The organism is Flammeovirga sp. AWQ4_249, assembly GCF_056161045.1.
In genome coordinates, this window is sequence record NZ_JBSWYJ010000009.1 from 86,666 (window position 1) to 100,038 (window position 13,373).

Consider the following 13,373-nt stretch of genomic DNA (forward strand, 5'->3'; position numbering starts at 1 on the left):
CTTACAATAAATACGACTGATGTCATTATTTTTTACATTTTAAATAGGGTAGCGTTGTACCTAATAGATATTTGAGAATGTCTATAAAAATATGTGTGATACACAAATAAAAGTAGTTAAACTTAGTATAGGAAAGAAATGAAAAGTTATCTAACTTCAATAATATATAATTCTACTCTATCTATCTTAATTCTTTTGGCCTTATCAATCGGTGGTTGTAAAAGTAAGCAGGGTAAACCTAATATCTTATGGATTACATTTGAGGATACTTCTCCTCAATTTTTATCCTCTTATGGTTATCCATTAGAAACAACTCCCACTTTTGATAAGTTTGCTAATGAAGGAGTTCGTTTTACGAATGTATATGCAACAGGAGCAGTCTGTTCATCGAGTAGAAATACGTTAATAACTGGTGTTTCTACAGAAGTACTAGGTACAGGTAACCATAGAAGTAAATATAAAATACCTCATCATATTAAAGGTTTTCCCTTTTACTTAAAACAAGCGGGATATTATACTTCAAATAACAAAAAGACGGATTATAATATTAAGAATGAGAAAGCTTTTATTGGTGAAGCTTGGGATGAAAGTTCTAAAACAGCAGGGTGGTGGAAAAGGTCGAATCATCAACCATTTTTCTCTGTTTTTAATTTTAATGACTGCCATCAAAGTAGAACCATGACCAAGCCTTGGGGATTTTATGAAGAAGAAATATTAGATCATTTATCTCCTGATCAGATAGTAAGTAGTAAACAAGTAGTTTTACCACCATTTTATAGAGACAGTGAAGAAGTACGTAGACATTTTTCCAGAGTTCCCAATAGCTTAAAAAAGGCAGATTTAGATTGGGCTAAAGTATTGGACCGCCTGGAGAAAGATGGGTTGAAAGAGAATACCATCATATTCATGTTTGCAGATCATGGTGAGGGTATGCCAAGAGGTAAAACGCATAGTATTGGTTTTGGACATCGAGTACCGTTTTTGGTTTGGTTTCCTAAAAAATATAGACATCTATCTCCTTGGGGTACTCAAACAGTGACGGAAGAATTAATATCTTTTGAAGATCTAGCACCAACTATTCTAAGTCTTGCGGGACTTAAAGCTCCATCTCATATGAAGGGAAGGGCACTACTTGGTGATCAAAGAAAACATGCTCCAAAATTTGTTTTTGGCTCAAGAAACAGATTAGACGATTCTCCAGGATTAGAACGCACTGTTTTTGATGGAAAGTTTGTTTACTCCAGAAACTTTTATCCGAGATACCCTGTAATGCGCTATCAAAAATACAGCTATGTAAGTGATATCGTAAGAACTATAAACTTTGATCACAAAAATGGTTTATTGGATGAGATTCAAAGTGAATTGGTGGTGAAACCTCGACCTGTGGAGTATTTATATGACTTAGAAAATGATCCTTGGGAAACGAAAAATTTGGCATATGATCCAATGTATCAAAAGGATGTAGAGCGACTAAGACAGCAAATGGTATCAAGAGTAGTTTCTACAAAAGATATTCATTTTATCCCTGAAGGGATGATGGTGAAATGGACAGCAGATTCTACAGCATATCAACTAAGAGACAACAAAAAATTAATTGATATTGAAAAAGTAATAGAAGTGGCAAATAAAGTAGGAAAAGTGACACATATTGATGAACTGACTCCTTATTTTATGAGTGATGATGAAGTGGTTCGTTATTGGGCAGCCGTAGGAATCAATTTACTTGGGAAAAATGCTCTTGGAGATATCACAGAGTTACAAACTTATTTGCATGATCCTAATATCTATGTTCAGATAGAAATAGCGAATATGTTGTATAAGACAAATGGTGACCTTAGAGCAAAGGAGATTCTAATAAACACAATGTTGGGAAGAGATTATTATGCTGCACACCATGCTATGCAGCAAGTGATTTATGAAGATAAAATGGCTAAAGATTTTCTTCCTACTATAGAATTAATCAGTAAGAGGTATAATGAAGATCGAGCTCCTGGTTTTGAATATTCTCTTCAAAATACAAGCGAGATGTTTTTGTACATACATAAAGGTGATCCCCTTTTTTATAAGAAAGATTTGAAATATATGCAATCTTCTTTAGCTAGTTTTTCAGGTAAATAAAGTATTACAATATATTCAGATGAGTTATGCTGGCTATATTCTCTTCATTCATAGAAAATGAATAATAAATTATGGAAAAGAAAAATAATGTTATGGAACTAGGTGAAAGAATTAATGATATCAAGAGTCATTTAATTTCAAAAGAAATATCATACGAAGATGATATCACAATAGAGATTAATAACAATTGTTTAGCAAAGGCAAAGGCGGAAGTCAGTGAAAAAGATCACAAAATAATTATTTGCTTTTACTTTAACGGGTTTTCAATAACGATTAATATTCCTTTTCTACCATTGTCTGAAATGGATATTGAAGAGCTATTCCTATTTATTAGAGAATACCAATTACAATATTTTAATTATTACAATGAACAATACTTATCTAATTAAAAACAAATTAAAATGAAGAATATTCTTTTAATAATAATTACGATTCTATTAATTCATCCTATTTATGCTCAAAAGTTAGAACATATTCCAACAACTGTACCCCATGAGGAGTTCTCAGATCGTTTGAAATTATATGTTTTAAAGAATCCTGACAAAGCAAAAAAAGGTATTGTTGATGTAACAGCTCAGCCTTATGGAGCAAAAGGAAATGGAGTGACAGATGATACCAATGCGATACAAAATGCTATTGATGATGCCTATCTAAGTAATTTTGTTGTTGTTCTACCTGCGGATAAAATTTACTTAATATCAAGACAGATATCATTACTAACAGGGATTGAAAGTCGACGTATCGCTCATCAATTTGTTGGGGCCTCTAATGGAAAAAGGCCAATTTTAAAACTAAAAGACAAAAGTGATGTCGAAGGTAATATCTTAGTTTATTACTTCTATAATGGACAGAAAAAGAGTAAAGATGCGGTGCATTATGGGGCGACTTTTAGAAACATTGATATCGACATGGGTAACAATCCTGAGGTGAGTGCTTTATCGATGTCGGGGGCACAGCATTGTGTGATAGAAGACACAAAAATCTTTGGAGAGTCATTTAAATCGGGGATTTATAATCTACCCGGTTCTGGAGGAGGTGCAGTGAATGTACATATAGTTGGAGGTGAAATTGGAATCGATCAAGAACAACATCGTCCAAACCCTACGATAGAAGGTCTTGTCCTTGAAGGTCAAACAAAATATGGCATTAAGATGAAACATTTAAGAGGACCACTGGTAATTTCAGGTTTTAAAATTATTGGTTCTCAAAATGAAAATAAAGATTATAAAGCCATCTATTTGGACCACCCTCAAAAAGGGAAAGTGACGGAAGGGATAGTTGAACATGGAAATTCAAATTTAAGTTTGACGGATGGAAATATAGAAGTGAAAGGAATATCAGGTGTTGCGATCTCTAATGTCGCTCAAGATTTAACTTTTGAAAATGTCTATATCAAAGCTGCAAAGATGATTGAAAATGGAGTAGGTTTTTCTTCTTATTCTATATTGAAAGGAAGTCCAAATAATTGGAAGAAATTAAGTAAGTACGCTTTTACCTCAAAATTGGATAAATCATCTGTGATGGTAAAAGGAAAGAAATTGAATGATAGATCGAGTGATTTTGAATATAGTTGTGAGGTCATCAACGAAGCTCCAAGGGAAATTCTTTACACAAAACATAGTTATGGTAATATACCAGATTTTAGTAGTCAAAATATGGTTAGTATTACTGAATATGGTGCGACAACAGAATTTGTAAATGCTGATGATAATGATGCACTTGCCATTCAAAGAGCCATTGATGATGTTGCAAATCCAGCTAGTGATAATTTCAATAAAACAGTTTTTATTCCAAGAGGTTATTTCGATTTGGCCACACCTATTGTAGTAAAAAAGGGTGTTAAATTGATTGGTGTAGCAAAGAATATATCTACTCTACAAGTTAAAAATCCTTGGGAAAATACATTAGGAGCAATTATTACGACAGAGAACGATAATGATGGGAATATAATATTGAGTGACTTTTCAATTCTTGGCTTCTGTCGTATGAGTTATCTTAGAGTGCAAAGTGGAAATACGATAATACGAGATATTATCACAGAAGATAAATTTAGGTATGTAAAAAACTCAACAACAAGTTGGAAAATAAACGAAAGAGAACAACCGTACATTGATTTTTGCAATAACGCAGGAGGTAAGGCCTATCATATCTCATTGGACCATATAAGTTTGAAAGATAGAGGACATGTAGATGAACGTTTGTCTTCTTATAACCAGTTAAGGATAAAAGACACTCACAATCCTCTTCATCTATATCAGGTGAGTATTGAACACCATCATTATTCTCCACAGGTCATGATAGATCATGCAAATAACCTAAAAATATTTGGTTTAAAATATGAAGGTCCAAGTGAATTACTGAATATCTATAATTCCAATAATGTATTAATTAATGGAGGGTCAGGTAATTACTTTATGGAAGAAAAGGAAGATAGAGGAATAATTGTAATTGAGAATTCAAAAGATATTTCAATACGAAATCTATGTTATTCTCATAAGACTAAAATTTTTGGAAGAGAGCTCAACAACAACATAAAATATTGGATAGTTGAAGGAAAAAAGAAATTGACCAATAGATATTCTATTCTTTGGTTTGAAGGAATGAACAGTAGAACTGTAAAGGTTTCAAGAAAGAAAAATAAAGAACTATAACTTATTACTTAATAATAAGATGAAAAACATTTTTTTTATATTAATTACTTTTTGGGTAATCCAGCTAACTCATGCCCAAAAATTAGAACATATTTCAACAACGAGGCCTTATTCAGATTACCCTGAAAGGTTAAAGACTTATGTAAATGAGAACCCTGAAAAAGCACGAAAAGGGATTGTAGATGTTACTGCCGAACCTTATGGAGCTAAAGGAGATGGTATTACTGACGATACTAAAGCCATTCAAAATGCTATTGATGATGCTTTTTTAAACAACTTTATAACAGTACTTCCTGCTGATAAAACTTTCTTAATCTCTAAACAGCTAACATTACTTACAGGTATTGAAAGTCGCCGTTATGGACATCAATTGGTTGGGGCTTCAGGAGGTAAAAGACCTATTCTGAAACTGAAAGATCAAAGTACTGTAGAGGGTAATATTTTTGTGTATTATTTCTATAATGGAAATAAAAAATGGACACATGGATGTCACTATACAGCCACTTTTAGAAATATTGATATCGATATGGGCAATAACCCTGAAATCAGTGCTTTATCGATGTCAGGTGCTCAACATTGTGTGATAGAAGATACTAAGATTTATGGTAAGGCTTTCAAAGCAGGTTTGAATAAAATTCCAGGATCAGGTGGAGGACTAGTGAATATCCATATTGTTGGAGGTGAAGTAGGGATCGAACAAGAACAGTTTCGTAACAACCCTACAATTGAAGGATTAGTTTTAGAAGGGCAAGAAAAATACGGGATTAGAGTATTGCGTTTAGCTGGACCATTGGTGCTATCTGGTTTTAAGATCACAGGACCAAAAGCTGGAAATAAAGACTATAAAGCCATTTATCTAAACCGTCCAAAACAAGGAAGAGTTGCTGCTGGAGTAGTAGAGCATGGAGATTCAAACTTAAGTCTAACAGATGGAAGTATTGAGGTATTTGGAGATTCAGGTGTGGCTATTTCTAATGTCGCACAAGACTTAGCTTTTGAAAATGTATACATCAAAGCAGCGAAACTGATTGAAAATGGAGTAGACCTCCCACCATATACTTATGTAAATGGCGATCAAAATCAATGGAAAAAAATAAGTGAATATGCTTACACTTCAAAGCTGGATAAATCAACAATTAAGATAGAAGGGAAAGACCTAAATGATAGAAGTCAGCATTTTGAATACAACGCTGGGATTACCAATGAAGCACCCAATGAGGCAATTTATACTAAACATAGCTATGGTGTAATACCAGATTTCAATAGCCCTAATGTAGTAGATATTAGTAGCTATGGTGCAACTACAGAATTTGAGAATCCTAAAGACAATGATGCAATTGCTATTCAGAAGGCAATTGATGATGTTGCCAATCCATCAAGTAAAAACTTTGGTAAAACAGTATTGATCCCTAGAGGTTATTTTGATTTAGCGACCCCAATTTTAGTGAAAAAAGGAGTAAAGTTAATTGGTACTGGAAATAATATATCTACACTACAAGTAACAAATCCTTGGGCAAATAAATTAGGTGCTATTGTAACAACAGAAGATGATAATGAAGGAAATGTTGTATTGAGTGATTTTTCTATTCTTGGATACAGTAGAATGTGTTATTTAAGAGTTCAAAGTGGAAATTCAATTGTAAGAGATATAATTACTGAAGACAAATTTAGATATGTGAAAGATGTTCCAACTACATGGAAATTGAATGAACGAGATACACCATATATTGATTTTTGTAATAACGCAGGAGGGAAGGCCTATCATATTTCATTAGATCATATTAGCCTCAAAGATCGTTGGCATGTAGACCACCGTTTGCCTGCATATAATCAATTAAGAATCAAAGACACACACAATCCATTAAACTTTTATCAAGTAAGTGTGGAACACCATCATTATTCACCTCAAATGATGATAGAAAATGTAGAAAATCTAAAAGTATTTGGTCTTAAATACGAAGGTCCAAGTGAATTATTAAATATCATCAATTCTAAAAATGTATTGGTGAATGGAGGTTCTGGAAATTATTTCATGGAAAACGATTATGATAGAGGAATCATCGTTATAGAGGGTTCAAAAGATATTTCCCTTCGTAATTTATGTTATGTACATAAGACAAGGATTTTTGGTAGAGATCTAAATAACAACATCCAATATTGGGTAGTGGAAGGAAAAGATAAATTGACCAATAAATACTCAATAGCTTGGTTTGAAAGTGGAAAGAGTATTTCTTCTGATAGTAAGAAAAAGAAAAAGAGAAAGAAAAAGGAGTTGTAAATCAATAATAAGTGGAGTAAAACTAAAGAAAACATTGAATATGTTTACATCTAGAAAAATATACGTAACACTACTATTGGGCATTATTTTATCGGCTTGTATGCAAAAGAAACCTGCCAATAAAGAATTGACTAACTCAGAAGTAGTACAGCAGAATATCAATAAAATTGTCAAGCAAATAAAAGAGCCAAACATTGTACAGACTTTTTACAATGTGATGGACTATACTTCAGAGTCGGCAAATATCTATGAAAACATAAAGCCTGTATTGGACAGTGTTATCGATTTATGTCACAACAATGAAGGAGGTATAGTAGTAATTCCTGCAGGAGCATATTTTTGCAAAGGTCCGATTCACCTTAAGAGTAATGTTAACTTACACCTTGAAGAAGGAGCGAACATTACATTTAGTCAAAATCCTAAAGATTATCTTCCTGCTGTATTCGTAAGATGGGAAGGGGTAGAATGCTATAATTATTCACCGTTTGTATATGCTAAAGACCAACAGAATATAGCAGTGACAGGTAAAGGTACATTCAATGGAAATGCTGAAGGTGGTATGTTTTTATGGCGTTCAGAAAAGAAAGAAAAACCAGATATAGAATTGTTGAGAAGTATGGGGCATGATGGTGTGGCAGTGGAGGAAAGAGTATTTGGAGAAGAGCATTATTTACGTCCAGCTTTTATGCAATTTGTCAACTGTCAGCAACTCTTAATTGAAGATATTACCATTACAAATGTACCTTTTTGGGCCATTCAGCCTACATATTGTAAAAGTGTAACAGTTAGAGGAATCAAGGTGAATAGTATGAACATGACCAACGATGGTTGCGACCCAGACTCGAGTGAAGATGTTTTGATTGAAAACTGTTGGTTTAGAACTGGTGACGATGCAGTGGCCATCAAATCTGGAAGAGATCAAGATGGATGGCGTATCAATAAACCCAGTAAAAACATTGTGATTAGAAATAATTATGCAGAAAAGGTATGGCATGGTGTTGCTTGCGGAAGTGAAATGTCTGGAGGGGCTGAGAATATTTTTATCCAGAATTTAGAATTGAAAAAAGTACAACGTTATGCAATTCAATTCAAATCAAACAAAGACAGAGGGGGTTATGTAAAAAATGTTTTTATCGATAACCTTAAAGTAGACTCTACAATGACATTACTCTATTTCACAACAGATTACCATAGCTACAGAGGCGGTAACAGCCCAAGCCTTTTTGAAAAGATTAATATAAGTAATGTGACTTGTAATCATGTTGAGAAATATGCATTAGACATTGTTGGTTTACCGGAGCAATACATCCAGCAGATTAAACTTGAAAATGTTGAAATTAAATCAGCAGAGCAAGGTAATCGCATTAAAAATGTAGATGAATTGACTTTTGATGAAGTCGTAATGAATGGAGACCAAGTTAATTCAATATAAAGACATGAAAAATATAATCTATATTATCCTGGCAATTGTTTCATTTATTAGTAGTTGTCAAAAACCTACAAATAAGAGCAATTCAATTAGCAAAGAAGTTAAAAAACCGAATGTACTTATTCTTCTCGCCGATGATTTAGGATATGGAGAATTGGGGTGTTATGGTCAAGAAGAGATAAAAACCCCAAACATTGATAAGATTGCGAAGGAAGGGATGAAGTTTACCCAATTTTACGCAGGTTCAGCAGTTTGTGCACCTTCTAGAGCGGTATTAATGACTGGAATTAATGTCGGTAATTTGAGTATTAGAGGAAATTATGGACGTACAAATACTGGTGAATGGGGACGCGTAGCGTTAGAGAAAGACGAAATTACCTTAGGTGAAATGATGGAAGATGCAGGCTATCAAACCGCTTTTATTGGGAAATGGCATTTGGGAGTACCTCAGGATACTTCGACATGGGCTTCAGGAAGAGGGTTTCAATATGCTATTCAAGAACAATGGGGATACAGTGCAGATAGTATTAAGTTTAATTCTGACGATCATTGGGTAAATGGTGTAGACAGTTTGATAAAGTATGATTATACACAATGGGACTGTAAAGATGAATTTAGAACACAGTTAGCGTTGGATTATCTGGATAAAAAAAGAAATAAAGATAAACCATTATTCATGATAATGTCTTACCGTACACCTCATGCACATGAGTTTGATTTAAGAGAAAAAGATCGTTATAAAGAGAAAGGGTGGCCTGAAGAAGAACGAAGACATGCTTCTAGAATCACAATGTTAGATGAACAAATACAACGTTTATTAGATAGACTGGAAGCAACAGGTGAATTAGAAAATACTTTAGTCTTAATTACGAGTGATAATGGCCCACAGGCAGAAAATCATAATGAGAAATTCTTTAAAAGTTCGGGTACTTTAAAAGGTCGAAAAAGAGATATGTACGAAGGAGGAATTAGAGTACCTATGATTGCTTATTGGAAAGGGAAAATCAAAGAAGGTGCTATTTCGAATCATCCAGGAATCTTTTATGATATAATGCCAACCCTTGCTGAAATAACTGGCGTAAATGCTCCTCAACAAACAGATGGGATTTCTTTCTTGCCAGAGTTGTTAGGGAAAGAACAAAAACTTCATGAACAACTGTATTGGGAGATTCAAGTAGGAAGAGAGCCAAAAGGGTTTAAGCAGGCGGTAAGGGTTGGAGATTGGAAAGTCTTAAGAAATGGTTTTGATGGTGCGTTAGAATTTTACGATGTAGTAAACAATTCTTCTGAACTACATCAACAAACTCCAAAAGACTCAACCTTGTTAGATCAACTCAATACATTGATACAAACAGAAAGTAAAGTTAATCAACATTGGCCTTTTGCAGGAACAAGATAAGGACTAATGGATGATAGAAACTAACTTTTATCAATAAACAAATGAAAAAACTAATAGTAAGTATATTGATTGGAAGTAGTATTCTTTCCTGTCAAAAAGTTGATAATTCTAAAAGTGATTTAACCGAAGAAAATAATAAACCTAACGTTATTATCTTTTATGTAGATGACTTAGGTTATGGTGATATTGGGAAAAACGGCCTTGTAGGAGCAAGTACACCTGAAATTGATAAATTAGCTAATGAAGGTATTAATTTTACAGATGTCCATTCTCCTCATGCTACTTGTACTCCATCAAGATATTCAATGCTAACAGGTGAGTATGCTTTTAGAAAAAAAGCTAAAATTCTAAAAGGAGATGCACCATTATTGATTGATACAAACCAAAAAACGTTACCTGATTTATTCAAACAAGCAGGTTATGCGACAGGCGTTGTAGGAAAGTGGCATCTTGGATTAGGAAATGGCAAAGTAGATTGGAATAAAGAAGTTAAACCCGGTCCACTTGAGATCGGTTTTGATTATTCATTTCTCCTTCCAGCAACAGGTGATAGAGTTCCCTCAGTCTACCTTGAGAACCATCAAGTTGTGAATTTAGACCCGAATGATCCGATCACAGTGAGTTATAAAAAAAATATCTCTGATCGTCCAACAGGAAATGATCACCCTGAACTTTTACGTCAAGGTGCTGATGAACAACATGGGAATACAATTATCAATGGTATTTCAAGAATTGGCTATATGAAAGGTGGTGAGAAAGCATTATGGACCGATGAGGATTTCCCTGAAAAATTAGCAGGAAAAGCCTCTGACTTTATCAAAAAACATAAAAACAAGCCTTTCTTTTTATACTTTGCATTCCATGATATTCATGTTCCTCGTTTACCATCAGATCAGTTTAAAGGGAAATCTAATATGGGTGTAAGAGGAGATGTAATTTTACAAATGGATTATGCTACAGGTTTAGTCTTAAAGACATTGGAAGATTTAGGTATTGATGATAACACAATGGTTATATTCACTTCTGATAATGGTCCAGTTTTAACAGATGGTTATGATGATAGAGCAGCTGAATTATTAGGAGATCATAAACCTGCGGGGCCATTTAGTGGCGGTAAATATTCCGCTTTTGAAGGTGCTACAAGAGTACCAATGATTGTGCGTTGGCCTAACAGAATTAAAGGTGGTCAAATTAGTGATGCCACTTTCTCGCATTTAGATTTCTTTGCTTCGTTTGCTGATTTATTCAATATTGACCTTCAATCAAATGAAGCTATTGATTCTAAAAATATCTTGTCAGCTTTATTGGGTGAATCCAAAGAAGGAAGACCATACATAATTGAGGAATCGTATACAATTAGTCTTCGACAAGGAGATTGGAAATATATCCAACCAATTCCAAAATCAAGAAGAATACCTGATTTCATGGAAACAACTAAAAATATTGATGGTGGTTTATCTAGAGAACCTCAATTATTTAACTTGAAATCAGATATTAAAGAGAAAAATAATATTGCAGACCAACATCCTGAAATTGTTAAAAATATGCAACACTTACTAGATTCTATTCAAGCAATCAAAGTAAGTAGTCTTTAGGAAGTAATTATGATAAAATTAAAAGTTAAGTCATCCCTTTTTATTATAACGATAGTAATTGAGGGATGACTCATTTTTATTTTCATAGAATCTTAAATTATTTCACTTTGTATGTAGACAATATTACGTATTGCCCCTCTATACAGTAAGGAACGAGACAAAAATTGTTCGAATAATGAAAATTAAAGAAGACCTTATTTATAAAATGTTTATCATCAGAATTTACTCTGAATTATAACATAATCATTTTTAATAAAGGTTTGTAATATATACTATAATTACTAATACAATTTACTAATTATAAAAATATGTTTAATTGATCATTTACTTAATGAATAATTTCATTTTAGACTCAAAAGCTAAATATGGTTATAGATTTCTATGACCTTGCAATGAGTTTAAATCGGACATGTGGCTTATATGTCGATGTATAATTAATTCGTTAGCTATAAGTCACTCATACAGTGTGGACAATTTTATAAGAGAGATCGAATGAGGCGTTTCTATGAAACGTCTCTTTTTTTAAAGGAATTTTTTTAAAACCAAAGCATACAAATATGGAGATTTTCGTAAATGAAGAATTGGTGAAAGAGGCCTCTCATCAAGAAGAAAAGAAAAGTAATTATCGGTATAGAATATTGGCATTACTCTTCATGGCAACGACCATTAATTATATGGATAGAAGCATCATGGGTGTCTTGGCACCAACACTTGAAGTTGTATTTGATTGGACAAAAACTGACTATGCAAATATTAATATTGCTTTCAAATTAGCCTATGCGATTGGGATGCTATCCATGGGAGGATTGATTGATAAATTTGGTACAAAAATAGGCTATGTTACCGCAATTTCTATATGGAGTATATTTGGTATGTTACATTCGGCCTTAAGACCTGCTTTTGGTACAATGGGTTTTATAATGGCTAGATTTGGACTAGGTTTTGGAGAGGCAGGTAATTTCCCAGCAGCAATAAAAACGGTAGCGGAATGGTTTCCAAAGAAGGATAGAGCATTTGCAACAGGAATATTTAATTCGGGTAGTAATGTTGGTGCTATATTGGCTCCAATTGCTGTAGGTTTAATTGTTCAAGAAGACGGTACCAACTGGCAGTATACTTTTTTAGTGACAGGAGCATTCAGTGTTATTTGGGTATTATTATGGCTTAAGTTTTATAAGAAACCGGAACATTGTAATGCTGTTAATGAAGCAGAATTAGAATATATCCAGCAAGACGAAGAAAAAACAGAGGTTGATAATTTTACCAAATTACCATGGTCTAAAGTAGCAAAAATGAAAGAAACATGGACATTTGCTATTGGTAAGATGACTGATGGTATTTGGTATTTCTTTATGTTTTGGAGTGGAATGTTCTTTAAAGATAAATTTGGTGTATCTATTAAAGAACTTGGAGCAGCACTAGTCATTGTCTATGTTTTTGCTGATTTAGGTAGTATAGGAGGGGGATATCTTTCTAGGTTTTTTATTGATAGAGGTTGGACTTTAAATAAGGCTAGAAAAATCTCAATGCTTATCTGTGCTTTATGTATTGTACCGGTGATTTTCGCCACATTAACAGATAATCAGTGGGTTGCAGCAGTCTTAATTGCTTTGGCTTCTGGTGGTCATCAAGCATGGAGTGCAAATCTATTTGCACTTGCTACTGATATTACTCCAAAACAAGCCACTGCCTCTGTAGTAGGAATTGGAGGAATGATTGGTGCTTTAACAGGAATGGTCATCGATTTTATTTTGGGTAAATATTTAGATGCTTTTGGACAAGGAGCTTACTTTTGGATGTTCCTTATAGCTGGATGTTCTTACCTAACTATTTTGGGTATTATTCATCTGATTTCACCAAAACTAAAACCCGCTGTTGTTGATTAACTAGATCTTTTTGATAA

Annotated in this window: 8 protein-coding genes; all 8 read left to right on the forward strand. The window is 33.5% G+C overall.

The window, feature by feature from the left end:
- The first annotated feature begins 138 nt into the window (after positions 1–138).
- The 8 genes from ACXAHM_RS09390 to ACXAHM_RS09425 all read left to right on the forward strand — a co-directional run bounded on the left by ACXAHM_RS09390 (position 139) and on the right by ACXAHM_RS09425 (position 13,356).
- Positions 139–2,118: a sulfatase-like hydrolase/transferase gene (locus ACXAHM_RS09390; RefSeq protein ID WP_474960175.1), complete on the forward strand. Its 1,980-nt coding sequence runs from the start codon at positions 139–141 to the stop codon at positions 2,116–2,118.
- Between the two features lie 71 nt (positions 2,119–2,189).
- On the forward strand, positions 2,190–2,507 hold the full coding sequence (locus tag ACXAHM_RS09395; RefSeq protein ID WP_474960176.1) for a hypothetical protein: 318 nt from the start codon (positions 2,190–2,192) through the stop codon (positions 2,505–2,507).
- A 12-nt stretch (positions 2,508–2,519) separates the two neighbouring features.
- Positions 2,520–4,769 carry a glycosyl hydrolase family 28-related protein gene (locus tag ACXAHM_RS09400; protein WP_474960177.1) on the forward strand — a complete coding sequence of 750 codons (2,250 nt, stop codon included), beginning with the start codon at positions 2,520–2,522 and terminating at the stop codon, positions 4,767–4,769.
- 19 nt (positions 4,770–4,788) lie between these two features.
- Complete coding sequence (locus ACXAHM_RS09405; protein ID WP_474960178.1) at positions 4,789–7,047, forward strand: glycosyl hydrolase family 28-related protein; 2,259 nt, start codon at positions 4,789–4,791, stop codon at positions 7,045–7,047.
- 100 nt (positions 7,048–7,147) lie between these two features.
- Entirely contained in the window at positions 7,148–8,479 is a 1,332-nt protein-coding gene (locus ACXAHM_RS09410; RefSeq protein ID WP_474960179.1) for a glycoside hydrolase family 28 protein, read from the forward strand.
- A gap of 4 nt (positions 8,480–8,483) precedes the next feature.
- Positions 8,484–9,875 carry a sulfatase-like hydrolase/transferase gene (locus ACXAHM_RS09415; protein ID WP_474960180.1) on the forward strand — a complete coding sequence of 464 codons (1,392 nt, stop codon included), beginning with the start codon at positions 8,484–8,486 and terminating at the stop codon, positions 9,873–9,875.
- 41 nt (positions 9,876–9,916) lie between these two features.
- Complete coding sequence (locus ACXAHM_RS09420; protein WP_474960181.1) at positions 9,917–11,470, forward strand: sulfatase family protein; 1,554 nt, start codon at positions 9,917–9,919, stop codon at positions 11,468–11,470.
- Between the two features lie 557 nt (positions 11,471–12,027).
- Positions 12,028–13,356, forward strand: a complete 1,329-nt coding sequence (locus ACXAHM_RS09425) for an MFS transporter (protein WP_474960182.1) — start codon at positions 12,028–12,030, stop codon at positions 13,354–13,356.
- The last annotated feature ends 17 nt before the right edge of the window (positions 13,357–13,373 follow it).